Annotated in this window: 17 protein-coding genes; 8 read left to right on the forward strand and 9 right to left on the reverse strand. The window is 71.6% G+C overall.

Going from position 1 to position 16,306, the window contains the following annotated elements:
• Positions 1-23: 23 nt before the first annotated feature.
• Both BN6_RS33120 and BN6_RS33125 read left to right on the forward strand, forming a co-directional pair.
• On the forward strand, positions 24-797 hold the full coding sequence (locus BN6_RS33120) for a carbon-nitrogen hydrolase family protein (protein WP_015104214.1): 774 nt from the start codon (positions 24-26) through the stop codon (positions 795-797).
• Positions 798-990: 193 nt separating this feature from the next.
• On the forward strand, positions 991-1,971 hold the full coding sequence (locus BN6_RS33125) for a DUF2382 domain-containing protein (protein ID WP_051075827.1): 981 nt from the start codon (positions 991-993) through the stop codon (positions 1,969-1,971).
• 125 nt (positions 1,972-2,096) lie between these two features.
• On the opposite strand, the gene nadC is transcribed toward BN6_RS33125, so the two are convergent.
• The 3 genes from nadC to nadA are packed head-to-tail and all read right to left on the reverse strand — an operon-like array spanning position 2,097 to position 5,679.
• Positions 2,097-2,972 (reverse strand): carboxylating nicotinate-nucleotide diphosphorylase, encoded by an 876-nt coding sequence (gene nadC, locus BN6_RS33130; RefSeq protein WP_015104216.1) that lies wholly within the window; start codon positions 2,970-2,972, stop codon positions 2,097-2,099.
• Positions 2,969-4,663 carry an L-aspartate oxidase gene (locus BN6_RS33135; protein WP_015104217.1) on the reverse strand — a complete coding sequence of 565 codons (1,695 nt, stop codon included), beginning with the start codon at positions 4,661-4,663 and terminating at the stop codon, positions 2,969-2,971. The genes nadC and BN6_RS33135 overlap by 4 nt, the downstream gene beginning before the upstream one ends.
• On the reverse strand, positions 4,660-5,679 hold the full coding sequence (gene nadA / locus BN6_RS33140) for a quinolinate synthase NadA (RefSeq protein ID WP_015104218.1): 1,020 nt from the start codon (positions 5,677-5,679) through the stop codon (positions 4,660-4,662). Before nadA ends, BN6_RS33135 begins: the two co-directional genes overlap by 4 nt.
• 64 nt (positions 5,680-5,743) lie before the next feature.
• On the opposite strand from nadA, the gene BN6_RS33145 reads away from it, so the two are divergent.
• The 4 genes from BN6_RS33145 to BN6_RS48220 all read left to right on the forward strand — a co-directional run bounded on the left by BN6_RS33145 (position 5,744) and on the right by BN6_RS48220 (position 9,447).
• On the forward strand, positions 5,744-6,433 hold the full coding sequence (locus BN6_RS33145) for an NUDIX hydrolase (RefSeq protein ID WP_269454295.1): 690 nt from the start codon (positions 5,744-5,746) through the stop codon (positions 6,431-6,433).
• On the forward strand, positions 6,430-7,095 hold the full coding sequence (locus BN6_RS33150; protein ID WP_015104220.1) for an LON peptidase substrate-binding domain-containing protein: 666 nt from the start codon (positions 6,430-6,432) through the stop codon (positions 7,093-7,095). The genes BN6_RS33145 and BN6_RS33150 overlap by 4 nt, the downstream gene beginning before the upstream one ends.
• Positions 7,096-7,420: 325 nt before the next feature.
• Entirely contained in the window at positions 7,421-8,689 is a 1,269-nt protein-coding gene (locus tag BN6_RS48215) for an MFS transporter (protein WP_015104221.1), read from the forward strand.
• Positions 8,686-9,447: a putative hydro-lyase gene (locus BN6_RS48220; protein ID WP_015104222.1), complete on the forward strand. Its 762-nt coding sequence runs from the start codon at positions 8,686-8,688 to the stop codon at positions 9,445-9,447. The genes BN6_RS48215 and BN6_RS48220 overlap by 4 nt, the downstream gene beginning before the upstream one ends.
• 59 nt (positions 9,448-9,506) lie before the next feature.
• Here BN6_RS48220 and BN6_RS33165 read toward each other — a convergent pair whose 3' ends face one another.
• The 4 genes from BN6_RS33165 to bioD form a co-directional block, all read right to left on the reverse strand.
• Complete coding sequence (locus BN6_RS33165) at positions 9,507-10,097, reverse strand: DUF2567 domain-containing protein (RefSeq protein ID WP_015104223.1); 591 nt, start codon at positions 10,095-10,097, stop codon at positions 9,507-9,509.
• Positions 10,098-10,133: 36 nt separating this feature from the next.
• Complete coding sequence (gene bsaP, locus BN6_RS50410) at positions 10,134-10,352, reverse strand: biotin synthase auxiliary protein BsaP (protein WP_456238778.1); 219 nt, start codon at positions 10,350-10,352, stop codon at positions 10,134-10,136.
• Between the two features lie 122 nt (positions 10,353-10,474).
• Positions 10,475-11,491, reverse strand: a complete 1,017-nt coding sequence (gene bioB / locus BN6_RS33170; protein ID WP_015104224.1) for a biotin synthase BioB — start codon at positions 11,489-11,491, stop codon at positions 10,475-10,477.
• A 589-nt stretch (positions 11,492-12,080) separates the two neighbouring features.
• Positions 12,081-12,797: a dethiobiotin synthase gene (gene bioD, locus BN6_RS33175; protein ID WP_015104225.1), complete on the reverse strand. Its 717-nt coding sequence runs from the start codon at positions 12,795-12,797 to the stop codon at positions 12,081-12,083.
• A 60-nt stretch (positions 12,798-12,857) separates the two neighbouring features.
• On the opposite strand from bioD, the gene BN6_RS33180 reads away from it, so the two are divergent.
• Together BN6_RS33180 and BN6_RS33185 are read left to right on the forward strand one after the other, a co-directional pair.
• Positions 12,858-13,097 carry a glutaredoxin family protein gene (locus BN6_RS33180; RefSeq protein WP_015104226.1) on the forward strand — a complete coding sequence of 80 codons (240 nt, stop codon included), beginning with the start codon at positions 12,858-12,860 and terminating at the stop codon, positions 13,095-13,097.
• A 47-nt stretch (positions 13,098-13,144) separates the two neighbouring features.
• Positions 13,145-13,813, forward strand: a complete 669-nt coding sequence (locus BN6_RS33185; protein ID WP_148303122.1) for a hypothetical protein — start codon at positions 13,145-13,147, stop codon at positions 13,811-13,813.
• A gap of 12 nt (positions 13,814-13,825) precedes the next feature.
• Here BN6_RS33185 and BN6_RS33190 read toward each other — a convergent pair whose 3' ends face one another.
• Positions 13,826-15,076 carry an adenosylmethionine--8-amino-7-oxononanoate transaminase gene (locus BN6_RS33190; RefSeq protein WP_015104228.1) on the reverse strand — a complete coding sequence of 417 codons (1,251 nt, stop codon included), beginning with the start codon at positions 15,074-15,076 and terminating at the stop codon, positions 13,826-13,828.
• The gene (locus tag BN6_RS33195) at positions 15,063-16,298 is read right to left on the reverse strand and encodes a cytochrome P450 family protein (RefSeq protein WP_015104229.1); all 1,236 of its coding nucleotides are present in this window, start codon (positions 16,296-16,298) and stop codon (positions 15,063-15,065) included. The genes BN6_RS33190 and BN6_RS33195 overlap by 14 nt, the downstream gene beginning before the upstream one ends.
• Positions 16,299-16,306 lie beyond the last annotated feature (8 nt).

Raw genomic sequence — 16,306 nt, forward strand, 5'->3', positions numbered from 1 at the left:
TGACACTACCTATGGTGGGTGTTATGCGTGTCGCGCTCTGCCAGATCACCTCCTCCGCCGACCCGGCGGCCAACCTCGACCTGCTGCGCGGCCAGGTGGCCCGCGCCGAGGGGGCCCGGGTCGTGCTGTTCCCGGAAGCCGCGATGTGCAGGTTCGGCGTGCCGCTCGGACCGGTCGCCGAGCCGCTGGACGGGCCGTGGGCGACGGCCGTGCGGGAGATCGCCGACGAGCACGGCGTCGTGGTCGTGGCCGGCATGTTCACGCCCGCGCCGGACGGCCGGGTCGCCAACACCCTGCTGGTCACCGGCGGCGGGCTGCACGTGGGCTACGACAAGATCCACCTGTTCGACGCGTTCGGGTTCACCGAGTCGAAGACCGTCGCGCCGGGCGCGGAGCCGGTGGTGGTCGAGGTCGACGGCGTCACCTTCGGCCTGGCCACCTGCTACGACGTGCGCTTCCCCGAGCTGTTCCGGGCGCTGGCCGACCGCGGCGCGGCGGCCGTGCTGCTGGGGGCGTCGTGGGGCGCCGGGCCGGGCAAGCGGGAGCAGTGGGAGCTGCTGGTGCGGGCGAGGGCGCTGGACAGCACGTCGTGGGTGCTGGCGTGCGGGCAGGCCGACCCGGCGGTCGACCACGGCGGCGCGCCGACCGGGATCGGGTACAGCGCGGTCGCGTCGCCGCTGGGCGAGGTCGTGGGTTCGCTGGGCGCGGAGCCGGGCGTGCTGTTCGCCGAGGTCGACCAGGCCACCGTCGACCAGGCCCGCCGCGCACTACCCGTCCTCGCCAACCGGCGGCTCTGACCTCCACGCCACCCCACGCCCCCACCCACGCCGCAACTCACCCCATCCCATCACGCACGGTAGTCCCGAATCTCTTTCGCAGGACGGCCGCCACACGTCCGGGTGAGCACCGGTTTGGGGTCCTTCCATGGCCCGGGTAGTCCGCCTTCGCGGGGAATCTCGCACGGAGTTTCCGAGCGGCGAAGGGGTTGTCATGATCAACCAGGCCGAGATCGACCGGTTGTACGACAGCGACGTGATCGACTCGCACGGCGAGCGGATCGGGTCGGTGAAGCAGGTGTGGCTGGACGACCGGGACGGGCGGCCGATGTGGGCGTCCGTGCACACCGGGTTGTTCGGCACGAAGGAGTCGTTCGTCCCGATCCAGGACGCTCAGATGTCGTCCGGGCACATCACCGTGCCGGTGGACAAGCGGACGGTGAAGGACTCACCGCGCATCGACGTCTCCGACGAGCACATGACCGACGAGCAGCAGACCGAGCTGTACGAGTACTACGGGCTCATCCCGACCGCCAACACCGGTGAGCACGACCGGCTCTCCCACGACCAGAAGCACCTCGCCGGCCAGGAGCGCACCACCGCCCGCGGCAACGCCGACGCCCAGCGCGCCGCCGCCACCGACCGTGACGTTCTCGGTCGTGACACCACCGGCCGGCACGCCACCAGCCGTGACGCGACCGCTCGTGAAGGCACCGCTCGTGAGGGCACCGTTCGCGACGCCACCGGCCGTGACCGGACCAAGGCGCGCGACACGGACAAGGACGGCACGTCGGTGACCCGGTACGAGGAGCGGCTCGACGTCGGCACGCGCGAGGTCGAGGCCGGGCGGGTGCGGCTGGTCAAGCACGTGGTCACCGAGCAGAAGACGATCACCGTGCCGGTGACGCACGAAGAGGTCCGCGTGGTGCGCGAGCCCGCCACCGGCAAGGACAGCGGCAGGGCGTTCACCGAGGAAGAGGCCGAGGTGACGTTGCGCCGGCAGGAACCGGTCGTGCAGAAGCACGCCGAGGCCGTGGAGAACGTGCGGCTCGACAAGGAAACCGTGACCGAGCAGCAGGAAGTCTCGGACACGCTGCGCCGCGAGGAAGTCGACATCCAGCGCGACGCCGACGCACGCACCGACGCCACCGCACGCGCGGACGCCAAGCGCGCCAGGAAGGACGACCGGGCGTGAGCCGAGGGGCCGCGCCCTCCCCCGCGGAGGGCGCGGGCCCGGCTCTTCTCAGCCCCGTGCCACCCCAGCCCAGCACCTAACCCGAATCAGCCCAGCCCAGCACGAAACCCGAGTCCAACGCGGACTCAGCGCAAGTCCATCCCCAGGTCGAGCGCCGGCGCGGAGTGCGTGAGCCCACCCACCGCCAGGTAGTCCACCCCGGTCTCGGCGTAGGCACGGGCAACCGCCAACGTCAGCCCACCAGACGCCTCCAGCCTCACACCCCCACGTCCCACACCCTCACGCTCCATACCCCCACGCTCCAGGCCACCGACCCGACGCACCGCTTCGGCACACTCGGCGACCGTGAAGTTGTCCAGCAGCACCAGCTCCGCACCCTCGGCGACGGCTTCGTCCAGCTGTGCCAGGGAATCCACCTCGACCTCGCACGGCAGGTCCGGCGCGTGCGCCCGAACGGCCCGCAGCGCGGCGGTCACCGATCCGGCCGCCTGGACGTGGTTGTCCTTGATCAGCACCGCGTCGCCCAGTCCGAGCCGGTGGTTCACGCCCCCGCCGCAGCGCACCGCGTACTTCTCCAGCAGCCGCAGGCCGGGCAACGTCTTGCGGGAATCCCGCACCCTGGCACCGGTTCCGGCGAGTTCGTCGACCCACGCGGCGGTCAGCGTGGCGATGCCGGACAGGTGGCACAGCAGGTTCAGCGCGGTGCGCTCGGCGGTGAGCAGCCCGCGCACCGGACCGCGCAGCACCAGCGCGGGTTCACCGGGCACCGCCTTGTCGCCGTCCTCGCGCCGGTCCAGCACCTCGAAGTCCAGGACTTCCTCGAACACCGCCAGCGCCACCGGGATCCCGGCCAGCACGCCGGCCGCGCGCGGCGTCAGCTCGGCCACCGCGACCGCGTCGGCGGGCACCGTGGCCTCGGTCGTCGCGTCCGGCCCGTACCGGAGGTCCTCGGCGAGCGCCGTGCCGATGACCCGGCGCACGTCGTCCATGTCGAGCGTCATGCCACACCCCTTGAAAACCCGGCCCCACCGACCACCGCGGCAACCACCTCGGCAACCGCGCCCGCCACCCCGGCACCGGCGACCGCACCGGCCGTCACCGGATCGGCCAGCACCGGCTGGCCGGACGGGGTGAGCCGCACCACCTGGCTGCGCCGCCACCCCACGTCGTCGCGCTCGGTGAAGTCGGTCCGCACGTGGCAGCCGCGCGACTCGGTGCGCTGCGCCGCCGCCGCGATCAGCGCCCGCGCCGCCACGGTGAGCGCCGCGTCCTCCACCAGTTCCCGGGTGTCCAGCCGACGGTCCACAGTGGACAGATCGAGCACCGAGCCGACCACCGCGAGACCTTCGGCGTCCCGGCCGATCGCCGCGTACCGAGACATCACCCGCTGCAAAGAGTCCCGATCCGCGACTGGGGCCACCGGCAGCTCCGCGCTGCCCGTGCAGCGGGCCAAGACGCCCAGCGCGAGGTCGGCCGCCACCGCCTCGGCGGCCCGCGTGCCGACCACCAGACCTTCCAGCAGGCTGTTGGACGCCAGGCGGTTCGCGCCGTGCAGACCGGTCCGCGCCACCTCGCCCGCCGCGTACAGCCCGGTCACACCGGTCCGTCCGTCCACATCGGACACCACGCCGCCGCACGCGAAGTGCGCCGCCGGGGCGACCGGGATGGGCTGGGCGGCCGGGTCGACACCCGCCGTCACGCAGGCCGCGTGCACCGTCGGGAACCGCCGCGCGAAGTCGGAGATGCCGGTGGCGTCGAGGAAGACGTGGTCGTCCACGCCGCCGGGCGCGCCCGCCATGTGCCGGGTGATCGCCGCCGCCACCACGTCCCGGGGCGCGAGGTCCTCCAGCGGGTGCACCCCGCGCATGACCCGCGCGCCGGTCGCGTCCACCAGCACCGCGCCTTCACCGCGCACCGCCTCGGTGACCAGCGGGCACCGGCCGCGCGCGCCCCGCCCGGTGTAGAGGACAGTCGGGTGGAACTGCACGAACTCCACGTCCGCCGCGACGGCGCCGGCCCGCAGCGCGAGCGCCAGCCCGTCGCCGGTGGCCACCTCCGGGTTGGACGTGGCCTGGTAGAGCTGCCCCAGACCACCGCTGGCCAGCAGCACGGCGGGCGCGGTCAGCACGCCCGGCACGCCGTGCGAGTCCAGCACCAGCAGCCCGCACACCTGGCCGAGCGGCGTGCGCACGGCGTCCACCGCGATGTGCCGCTCCAGCACCGGGACCCGGCCGTCGGAGGCCGCCGCGAGCAGCGCCCGCTCCACCTCCGCGCCGGTCGCGTCGCCGCCCGCGTGCACCACCCGGAACGCGCTGTGCCCGCCCTCGCGAGTGCGCGCCAACCGGCCGTCCCGCGCGGCGTCGAACACCGCTCCGCGCTCCCGCAACCGTTGCACCGCAGCGGGTCCGCCCGCGATGATCGCGTCCACCGCGACCTCGTCGCACAGGCCCGCACCCGCGGTGAGCGTGTCGCGGACGTGCGCGTCGACCGTGTCGCCCTCGTCGTGCTCACCGGGCAGGACGACGGCCACGCCGCCCTGCGCCCAGCGGGTGTTGCCGTCGGGCTGGTCGCCCTTGGTCACGACCAGGACCCGCAGTCCGAGCTCACGCGCGCGCAGCGCCGCCGTCAGACCCGCGACGCCCGTGCCGACCACCACCAGGTCGGCGCGGGCCTCCCACAGCGGGGTGTTCACTCGCCGCCGCCGGGCTGGCCGATCTCGATCATCCGCCGCACCGCGCCCCGGGCCCGCTCGGCGGTGGCCAGGTCGACGTGCACCTCGTCACGGCCCTCGCGCAGGCAGCGCAGCAGGGCGGTCGGCGTGATCATCTTCATGTACCGGCAGGACGCCCGGTCGTTGACCGCGCGGAAGTCGATCTCCGGCGCGGCCCGGCGGAGCTGGTGCAGCATCCCGATCTCGGTGGCCACCAGGACCGACTTGGCGCTGGTGGCGCGGGCGGCGGTGATCATGTCGCCGGTCGAGAGGATCTTGACCTTCTCCGCCGGGACGGTGCCCTCGCCCGCGAGGTAGAGCGCCGAGGTGGCGCACCCGCACTCGGGGTGGATGAACAGGTCGGCGTCCGGGTTCGCCGCCGCGCGCTCGGCCAGCTCCGGGCCGTTGATGCCCGCGTGGACGTGGCACTCGCCCGCCCAGATGTGCAGGTTCTCCCGGCCGGTCTCGCGCTTGACGTGCGCGCCCAGGAACTGGTCGGGCAGGAACAGCACCTCGCGGTCGGCCGGGACGGAGGCGACCACGTCCACGGCGTTCGACGACGTGCAGCAGATGTCGGTCTCCGCCTTCACCTCGGCGGTGGTGTTCACGTAGGACACGACGACCGCGCCGGGGTGCTCGGCCTTCCACGCCCGCAGCTGCTCACCGGTGATCGAGTCGGCCAGGGAGCAACCCGCCCGCTCGTCCGGGATCAGCACGGTCTTGTGGGGTGCCAGGATCTTCGCGGTCTCGGCCATGAAGTGCACGCCGCAGAACACGATGGTGGACGCGTCGCTCGCGGCGGCGATGCGGCTCAGCGCCAGCGAGTCACCGGTGTGGTGCGCGATGTCCTGGATCTCGGGGAGCTGGTAGTTGTGCGCGAGGATGACCGCGTCCTGCTTGCGCGCCAGCTCCAGCACCTCGTCCCGCCACGCGGCGTCCGGCGCGATGCCGTCGTACGCACCGTCAGAGGTTCGCTCCACATAGGCGGTAGCGACCATGGGTTCCTCCTTCAGCCAAGGTTTTCGCCTACCGGGCGAAAACGTGGCCGATAGTATCAGCCGAGTGGGTCTCGCGGAACATGAGGTAGTGGCCGCAGTGCTCCAGGTGAGAGCCGGATCACTCCAGGTCATGTTGTGGGAGCGCGCGCGGGAACCGCACGCTCACCGCTGGTCACTGCCCGGCGGCGGACTCGGTCCCGAAGAGGACGTCGAGGCATCGATCCGGCGTCAACTGGCGGAAAAAGTCGATGTGCGACAACTGTCACACGTCGAACAGCTCGCCGTCTTCAGCGCGCCCGACCGCGTCCCCGGCCCGCGCGTGGTCGCGACCGCGTTCCTCGGCCTGGTCCCGTCCGACACCGATCCCGTGGTGCCGTCGGACACCGCGTGGCACCCCGTCGACGCCCTGCCCGCGACGGCGTTCGACCACGAGGCGATCTGCCGGCGGGCGCGCAACCGGCTCGCGTCCAAGCTGTCCTACACCAACCTGGGCTTCGCGCTGGCCCCGCCGGAGTTCACGATCTCCGCGCTGCGGTCGCTGTACTCGGCGGCGCTGGGGTACCAGGTGTCGGCGACGAACCTGCAACGCGTGCTGTCCCGCCGCGGGCTGCTGGAGCCCACCGGAGCGGTCGCCCCGGTCGGCCCGTCCGGCGGCCGGCCGGCCGCGCTGTTCCGGTTCGTTTCCGGGCAGATGCGGATCACCGACCCGTTCGCCGTGCTGAGGCCACCCAGCAGCCGTAATTTGGGGACGTGACCACGACGCTCCCGCTGTTCCCGCTGGGTACCGTGCTGCTGCCGGGGACGTCGCTTCCGCTGCACGTCTTCGAGCCCCGCTACCGGCAGCTGGCCGTGGACCTGGTGACCGAGAAGCTGCCGGACCGCAGTTTCGGCGTGATCGCCATCCGGCAGGGCTGGGAGGTCGGGCCGGGCAACGCGACGGCGCTGCACGCGGTCGGCTGCGAAGCCCTCCTGCGCGACGCCAAACCGTTGCCGGACGGGCGGTTCGACCTGGCCACCACCGGCGGGCGGCGGTTCCGGCTGGTCGGCGTTGACGCCGAGAGCGCGCCCTACCTGCTGGGCGAGGTGGAATGGCTGGCCGACGTCCCCGCGCCCGCCGAGGTCGCCGAAGTCCTGCCGCTGCTGACCGAGGGCGCGGTGGCGGCGTTCCGCCGGTACCGGGACGCGGCGTTCGAGGACGACCCCGCCGTGCCGGCGACCGACGACCTGGCGTACGCGCTGGCCAACGACTGCCTGCTCACCCTGGAGGACCGCCAGCACCTCCTGGAGGAACGCTCCGAAGCCCGCCGCCTCCGCCTGGTGCGCAAGATGATGCACCGCGAAGCCGGCATCGTCGCCGCCCTCCACGCCGTCCCCGCCCCGCTCGCCGACCTCGGCCACCTCCCCCACCGCAACTGACTCCGCCCCGCCCCCGTGCGCCCGCCCGCCGCCGCACCGCTACCGCCGCGCCACACCACCACCGCCGCCACACCTCAGGCCCCCGGTCACAACGTTCAGGAAGCCTCCCTGAACGTTCTGCCGCCGCCCATCCACCAGGCAACCGCCCGGAAAGCCACGCCCCGCACCACCGCTTGATCGTTCCAACGTTGCGCTTGATCTTTCAACGATGCGCTTGATCGTTCCGACGTCGCAGTGTTGATTCGCCCTATTGTCCCCTAGTCGGATTGTTCAACAATCCCTACGGTGTGGTCCAGCGCACATCCCACGCCTGTGAGGTGACGACATGAGCAGCAGCAGCACAACGGAGAGCGTCAAGAGCGACGGCGGCCCGTTCGCCTGGTTCCACACCCTCGGTCGCAACGGGAAACGGGCCTTCGTCGGCGCGTTCGGCGGCTACGGACTGGACTCGTACGACTTCCAGGTCCTACCGCTCGGCCTGGTCGCGATCACCGCCTACTTCGGCATCAGCACGGGCCAGGCGGGCCTGCTCACCACGGTCACCCTCGTGGTCAGCGCCATCGGCGGCGCGATCGCGGGCATCCTCGCCGACCGGATCGGCCGGGTCCGCACCCTCATGATCACGGTGATCACCTACGCCGTGTTCACCGTCCTGTGCGGCTTCGCCACCAGCTACGAGACGCTGCTCGTCTTCCGCGCCCTCCAGGGCCTGGGCTTCGGCGGCGAGTGGGCGGCCGGCGCGATCCTCGTCGCCGAGTACTGCAAACCCCAGTACCGGGGCCGGACGGTCGCGTTCATCCAGAGCTCATGGGCGGTCGGCTGGGCGCTGTCCGTCCTGGTCTACACGCTCGTGTTCAACCTGTTCCCGCCGGAAGTCGCGTGGCGCGTGCTGTTCTGGACCGGCGCCCTGCCCGCGATCCTGATCATCTACATCCGTCGCACCGTCAAGGACGCCCCCGAAGCCACCGAACGTCGCACCAGCAGCGCCGAGAAAGGCTCGTTCACCGCGATCTTCAAGGGCGGCCTGGCCCGCACGACCCTGTTGGCCGCACTGCTCGCCACCGGCGTCCAAGGCGGCTACTACACGCTGGCCACCTGGCTCCCGACGTTCCTCAAGACCGAACGCGGCCTGACCGTCATCGGCACCGGCGGGTACCTGGCGTTCCTGATCTCCGGCGCGTTCATCGGGTACGTCTGCGGCGGGTACGTCACCGACTGGTGGGGGCGCAAGAAGACCTTCGCGCTGTTCTCCGTCCTGTCGGCGGGGCTGATCATGCTCTACACGCAGATCCCGCCCGGCGCGAACACCACGATCCTGTTCCTCGGCTTCCCGCTCGGGTTCTGCATGTCGGCGATCTTCAGCGGGTTCGGGTCGTTCCTCGCCGAGCTCTACCCGACCGCGCTGCGCGGCACCGGTCAGGGCTTCACCTACAACTTCGGCCGCGCGGTCGGCGCGCTGTTCCCCGCCCTGGTCGGGTTCATGGCCGAGCGGATGGGCGTCGGCGGCGCGATGATCTTCGGCGCGATCGCGTACGGCATCGCCGTGCTGGCGCTGCTCGGCCTGCCCGAGACGAAGGGACGGGAACTGCTGTGACCACCGGGACACCGCGGCACGTCCGCCGCACCGCGACCGGCCCGACCGCCGGCCTGGCCGACGGCTACGCGCAGGCCAACCTGATCGCCGTGCCGCAGGACTGGGCGTACGAGGTGCTGCTGTTCGCCCAGCGCAACCCGAAGCCGTGCCCGGTGCTGAACGTGACGGACCCCGGTTCGCCGCGCACCGCCCTCGCCCCGGACGCCGACCTGCGCCGCGACCTGCCCCGCTACCGGGTGTGGCGGGACGGCGAACTGACCGCCGAACCCACCGACGCGACCGCGCACTGGCGCGACGACCTGGTGGCGTTCCTGATCGGGTGCAGCTTCACCTTCGAGTCCGCCCTCGCCCGCGCCGGCGTCCCGCTGCGCCACGTCGACCAGGGCCGCAACGTGCCGATGTACGTCACCGACCGCGAATGCCGCCCGGCGGGCCGCCTGCACGGCCCGATGGTGGTCAGCATGAGGTACGTCCCGGCGGACCTGGTCGAGCAGGCCCGGGAGATCACCGCCCGGATGCCCGCCGTCCACGGCGCTCCCGTGCACGTGGGCGACCCGTCAGCCCTGGGCGTGAAAGACCTCGACCAGCCCGATTTCGGCGACGCGACCACGCCGCACGACGGTGACGTGCCGATGTTCTGGGCGTGCGGCGTCACCCCGCAGGCGGCCGTGATGGCGTCCGCACCGCCGTTCGCGATCACCCACGCACCAGGGCACATGTTCGTCACCGACATCCGAGACGACACCTACCGCGTCTGACCACGGCCGCCGCGCCGGCAGTGGCCTCAGCGTCCCGCCTGCGGTCCCCGGCCCGGTGTTCAGCCGAGCCGGCGACCCAGGTCGTCCAGCCCGTTCCAGGCCGCCAGGCAGCCGTACGCCAGCGCCGCGCTCAAGGGCCACGCCAGCACGCCCCACCAGACTTCCAGCACCGGGGCGAGGGCGATCACGTCGCCCACCTCGGGCGCGTCCGGCGGCGGGTACTTGCCGCCCGCCGACCCGATCCCGGTGCGCTGCGCCAGGTAGGCGGCCACCCCGCCGCCCAGGATCGCCCCGATCAGCACGACCGGTCCCCGGCGTTCCCGCAGCAGCCACACCGCGATCCCGGTCAACAGGCCCGCGCCCAGTCCGATCAGCACGAACAGCATCAGGCCGTCGAGCCGGTGGTAGCTCTCCCCGGTGACCGGGACGAGCGACGCGTCCTGCGCGATCACCACGTTCTGCGGCGGCGCGAGCCACGCCCACAACCACCCGGCGGGCAGCCCGAACAGCGCGATCGTCGACAGCACCGCGAACGCGGGCAGCAGATCGGCCTTCACCACCACGCGCGGGCGCGGCGGCTCGTAGCGGTAGATGAAAACGGGTGGCACGCGAACAGGCGCGGCCCGCTCGTCCACCGGTTGCTCCGCCACGCACGACCTCCCCTACCCGAACCCGACCAGGGGAGGTTACCGCGCGGAGGTGATCTCCCCGTGTCGGCTGCACGTGGCGGCCCAGCCAGACGGCGTCACCTGCACCACCATCCGACGCGCACACGCAGAGCAGAACCGAGGCGGATCGATCACCCGAAGACGCAACGCACACGCCCCGTGATCCAGTCCCCCGAGTTCCTTGCCGCAGTAGCCGCAGAAGACAGCAGTCCCACTCACCACTCCCCCACTCACCACGCGCCCACCACCATCCCCACCGCACAACGCCTTCGGCCGAGCCGACCGCCTGGACCACGTGGTCGCTGTTCGCTCCGCCGCTCGCTCACGCGGTCACTCGGTCACTCGGTCACTCGGCGGCCTTACAGGGTCTTGCTCAGCTCCTTGATCGGCATAGAGAGCTCTTCGAGCATGTCCAAGTCGTCCTGCGCCGGTCGTCCCAGGTTCGTGAGGTAGTTGCCGACGATGATCGCGTTGATGCCGCCGAGCATGCCCTGCTTCGCGCCGAGGTCACCGAACGTGAGCTCCCGACCGCCCGCGAACCGCAGGATCGTGCGCGGCAACGCGAGCCGGAACGCACCCACCGCCCGCAGCGCCTCCGGGCCCTCCACGACGGGGTAGTTCTCGTAAGGCGTGCCGGGGTTGGGGATCAGGAAGTTCAACGGCACCTCGTCCGGTTCGAGCGAGGCGAGCTGGACCGCGAACTCGGCGCGCTGGCCGAGCGTCTCCCCCATGCCGATGATCCCGCCGCAGCAGACCTCCATGCCGGCGTCGCGGACCATGCGCAGGGTGTCCCAGCGCTCTTCCCAGGAGTGGGTGGTGACGACGTTCGGGAAGTGCGAGCGGGCGGTCTCCAGGTTGTGGTTGTAGCGGTGGACGCCCATCGCGACCAGCTCGTCGACCTGCTCCTGGGTCAGCATGCCGAGCGAGCAGGCGATCTGGATGTCGTTGCCGTCGTCCCGGATCGCCTTGATCCCGTCCCGGACCTGGGAGAGCAGCCGCTTGTCGGGCCCGCGCACGGCGGCCACGATGCAGAACTCGGTGGCCCCGGTCTCGGCGGTCTGCCGAGCGGCCCGGACCAGCCCCGGGATGTCGAGCCACGCGGAACGCACCGGCGAGGGGAACTGGCCGGACTGCGAGCAGAAGTGGCAGTCCTCAGGACAGCCACCGGTCTTGAGCGACACGATCCCCTCGACCTCGACCTCGGGCCCGCACCAGCGCATCCGCACCTGGTGGGCGAGTTCGAGCAACTCGGGGATCCGGTCGTCGGACAACTGGAGCACTTCGAGCACCTGCTCCTCGGACAGACCGACGCCGCGCTCCAGCACCTGCTCACGGGCAACGCCCAGGACATCGACCTGCTCGGGGGCTGCGGTCACGACTTCTCCATAGGTTGTCCGGCGATAGTCCGCCGGCCAGTCTGCCGCACCACCCCGGGGACTATTGAGCGACGTACGTCACTGACACGGTTCGGAGTCCGGCGAACTGCACCCTGACATGCGTCGACAGTTCCTCGTCCAGGTGAACCCGAGGATCGATGACAACCGGATGACCGGTTCACAGCATGAGCCTAAATAGGCACGGTGGCGTCTCCGGCGATCAACACAGCTAATGGGACGCGGGTGAGCCCACACGCCCGCACCCGGACACAGCCTGGCGGGCGGCGAGCAACCGGGCGGGCGCGGACGGGCGGCGGCGCGGAGGCGGTTCGAGTCGCGCCTGGACGGCGTCTCGTGTAGCGAGGCCGCGTCTCGCTGCGCCAAGCGGCCCGGCGACAGCCCGGTCGAACGGCCACGCAGGCCAGCGGCCACGCAGCCCGGTGAAACGAGTCTGGCGGGACCGGGGCCCCGCGGGACGGGCTCGGCGGGACGGGCCCGGCGAGGACGCAGCCCGGCGGGGACGGGGCTTGGTCTGGTGGGGCTTGGCGGCGGGGTGAGGTGTGCGGGTCGGGGCGGGGTGTGGGGAGAGTTAGCAGGTGTGGGGGGCGGCGAATTTGTCTGGGTCGAAGGTGCCGCCGAACCACGGGGACAGGGAGGTTCGGGCCATGTCCAGGAACTCTTGGCGGGGGAGGGTGGCCGCGCCGTCCGGTAGGACTCCCAGGAGGGGGCCGCCTGCCGCTTCTGGGAGGTCTTGAAGGTTGCAGAGGGCGGCCAGGTCCGGGGTCGTCGGCCAGCGGCCGATGATCACGCCTGGGGATTCCAGGCCCCTGTGCAGGAGGGCTTCGGCGGTCAGAGCTGTCATGTTGAGGGTGCCCAGACCTGCGTGGGCCACCACCAGGACGGGGGCGTTCAGGGCCCAGGCCGCGTCGGCGATGGTGGTGCCCTCGTCGTCGAAGTGGACCAGGAGGCCGCCCGCGCCTTCGACCAGCACCAGGTCGTGGGTGCTGTCCAGGGCCACGGCCGCCGCTGCCACCTCGCTCGGGTGGACGGTCGGGGCCCCGACCCTTCGGGCGGCTGTCGCGGGGGCCAGGGGTTCCGGGTATCTGCGCAGCTCACGGGTGGTGACCTGGCCCGCGAGGCGGACCACCTCGGCCAGGTCTCCCGGCTCGCCTTCGGCGATGCCGGTCTGCGCGGGCTTGAGTACGGCCACCCGACGGCCGTCGGCGGCTGCCAGGGCGGCCAACGCGGCGACCACCACGGTCTTGCCGACCTCGGTTCCCGTTCCGGTGATCACGAGGACGCTCACGGGCACTCACCCTACGACTACACGGAGCGTGGCTGCCGGCCACGTTCTAGCATCACTCGCATGAGTGAGATCGTTCTCTACGGTGCGGACTGGTGCGGGGACTGCCGGCGGGCCAAGGCTTGGCTGCGGGAGCACGAAGTGCCGTTCACGGACGTCGACGTGGAGCACGACGACGCCGCCCGGGACAAGGCCATCGAGATCGCGGGCGGGCGCAAGAACATCCCGGTGATCGTGCTGCCGGACGGGGCGGTGCTTGTCGAGCCCACCACCACCCAACTCGCCCAAGCCATCAAGCGATAAGGGGCGGGGTAGGTGGGAGCGGGAGGTAGAGGTGCGGCGCGAGCGAGGTGGCCCGCGTGACCAAGGGGGTCAACGGGGCCAAGAGGCCGAACGGGGTCGAGGGAGCCAAGGGGAACAGGGCTGCCAAGAGGGCCAAGGCGAACAAGGCACGTAAGGGTGGCGTGGGGGCCAAGCCGGTCAAGGCGCCGAACTGGTTTGCCCGGCGGTCCGGGTGGCAGCAGGCGGGGCTGGTTCTGGGCGGTACGGCGGCCGGGGTCGGGGCTCATCTTCTGTTGTGGGCCACGGCCATCCCGGAGGTCGGTGCGGTGGTGGGGCGGGTTCCTGTCCTGTCCACCGTCGTGGGGTGGTTGTTCGCGGGTGGTGCGTTCGCTGCTCTCGGTGTGCTCGCCCTCAACCACGACTCCGTCGGGCCGGCCGCGCTGCGGCGGTTGAAGATCGTTGCGGGTGTCTGGGCCGTCGTGGGCTTGTTGTGCATCCCCACCGGTTTCGCGAACGACGTCGTGCTCCCGATCGACTACTGGGCGGGTGTCTACGCCGGTGCGTACGGGGTGGCCGCGGTGCCGTTGGTGTTCTTCGTCGTGACGCTCCTGTGGGCCCTCACGGTGAAAGTGCTGCGGATCAAGAACAGCGACCCCACGAACAAGCCCGTGGGGTGGGTGCTGATCGCGTACTCCGCCCTGCTGTTGGTCTGGGGATCGAGTCTGCTCCGGATGTGACCCCGACCGGGCTCAGGCTCGGGCCGCCGCCACCACCGCTCGGCAGATCGCGGCGACGTCGTCGTCCGTGCTGATGAACGGCGGCATGGTGTAGATCAGGTCGCGGAACGGCCGCAGCCACACCCCGTGGTCCACGGCCGCCGCCGTCGCCGCCGCCAGGTCCACCTGGTGGTCCAGTTGGACGACGCCGATCGCGCCCAGCACCCGCACGTCGCCGGGCGCGTCGGCCAGGCCGGTCCGGAGGCCGGCGGAGATGCGGGCGACGGAGGTCCGCCAGTCCTGCGACAGCAGGAGTTCGACGGACGCCAGCGCCACCGCGGACGCGAGCGGGTTGCCCATGAACGTCGGCCCGTGCGCCAGCACCGGCACGTCGCCGCGCGAGATCCCGTCGGCCACCAGGGACGTGCACAGCGTGGCCGCCATCGACAGGTACCCGCCGGTGAGCGCCTTGCCGAGGCACATGATGTCCGGGCTGACGGCGGCGTGGTCGGCGGCGAACAGCTCGCCGGTGCGGCCGAAGCCGGTGGCGATCTCGTCGAAGATCAGCAGCACGTCGTGGGTGAGCGTGAGTTCGCGCAGCACGTGCAGGTACCGGGGGTCGTGGAACCGCATGCCGCCCGCGCCCTGCACGACGGGTTCCACAATGACGGCGGCGAGTTCGGACGCGTGCTCTTCGATCAGCCGCGCGAGTTCTTCGACGTACGCGGTGTCCAGGTCGCGCGGCGGGGCGGAGGCGAAGACCTGGTCGGGCAGGACGCCGCGCCACAGCGAGTGCATCCCGCCTTCGGGGTCGCACACGGACATCGGCTGGAAGGTGTCGCCGTGGTAGCCGCCGCGCCAGGTGAGCAGCCGCCGCTTCTCCGGCCGGCCTTGGGACCGCCAGTGCTGCAGCGCCATCTTGACGGCGACTTCGACCGACACCGACCCGGAGTCGCACAGAAACACGTGCCGCAGCGGTTCGGGGGTGATGTCGACGAGTTTCGCGCACAGGGCCACGGCGGGTTCGTGGGTGAGGCCGCCGAACATGACGTGGCTCATCCGGCCGAGCTGGTCGCGGACTGCGGCGTCGAGGACGGGGTGCCGGTAGCCGTGGATGGCGGCCCACCAGGAGGACATGCCGTCGACCAGTTCGCGTCCGTCGTCCAGCCGGAGCCGGACACCCTCGGCCGCGCTGACGACCAGCGGCTGGTGGGTGCCCGGCATCGGGCCGTACGGGTGCCAGACGTGCGCCTGGTCCAGTTTCAGCAGCTCATCGCGCTCCACGAGCCGACAGGCTAACCGGCAGCGTGTAGAGCCCGCGCATGAGCGTGCTGCTGCGCCACCGGAGCGTCTCGGGTTCGGCGGTGAGGGCGATGTCGTAGCGGTCGAGCAGGGTGCCGACGGCGATCTCGCCCTCCAGCCGGGCCAGCGGCGCGCCCAGGCAGTAGTGGATGCCGTGGCCGAACGCGAGGTGCCCGCCGGCAGCGCGGGTGATGTCGAACGACTCGCCGTCGGCGAACCGGCGTTCGTCGCGGTTGGCCGACATCAGCGACGCGAGCACGAACTCGCCTTCGGGGATGGTCACGTCGCCGAGCGTCACCTCTTCGGTGGTGAACCGGAAGGTGGCCTGGTTGACCGGGCCCTCGTAGCGCAGGAACTCCTCGACGGCGCCGGGCAGCAGTGTCCGGTCGGCGCGCAGCTTGTCGAGCTGCTCGGGGTGGCGCAGCAGGTTGAGCACGCCGGTGGCGATGAGGTTGACGGTGGTCTCGTGGCCGGCGACGAGCAGCAGGAACGCCATCGAGATCAGCTCGGTCTGGTCGAGCCGGTCGTTCTCGTCGGTGGCGTGGATGAGCGCGCTGAAGATGTCGTCGCCGGGGTGGGCGCGCAGCGTGTCGACCAGGGTGGACAGGAAGCCGGCCATGGCGGTGCCGGCGGCCTCGACCGCGTCCGGGTCGTTGCCCGCGACCAGGGTGTTGGACCACTCGCGGAAGTCGTCGCGGTCGTCCAGCGGGATGCCGAGCATCTCGCAGATGACGGTGATGGGCAGCGGGAAGGCCAGTGCCTCGACGAGGTCGGTTTCGCCCCGGTCGGCGACGGCGTCGAGCAGGTCGTCGGTGATCTGCTGGATGCGCGGGCGCAGTTGTTCGACCCGGCGGGGCGTGAACGCCTTCATGACGAGCTTGCGCAGCCGGGTGTGGGTGGGCGGGTCGCTGTTGAGCATGTGCTGGACCAGCGAGTTGTCGAAGCGGGTGGCTTCGCGGGTGCCGGTCTGGTGCCGTTCGAACAGCGGCAGGAAGCCCGCGAAGTCCTTGCTGAGCCTCGGGTCGGCGAGGGCGAGCCGGGCTTCGTCGTAGCGGGTGACGAGCCAGACCTTGAGGCCGCGCGGCAGCAGGATCGGCCGCGCGGCGCTCTCCTCGCGCAGTTCGGCGTGGAAGGCGTGCGGATCCTGGAAGTACGCGTCGCCCAGTTCGGCGAGGGCGGTGGCGTGGTTGGCGTTCTCCCCCATGGGAACCC

Source organism: Saccharothrix espanaensis DSM 44229 (assembly GCF_000328705.1).
Taxonomy (GTDB): domain Bacteria; phylum Actinomycetota; class Actinomycetes; order Mycobacteriales; family Pseudonocardiaceae; genus Actinosynnema; species Actinosynnema espanaense.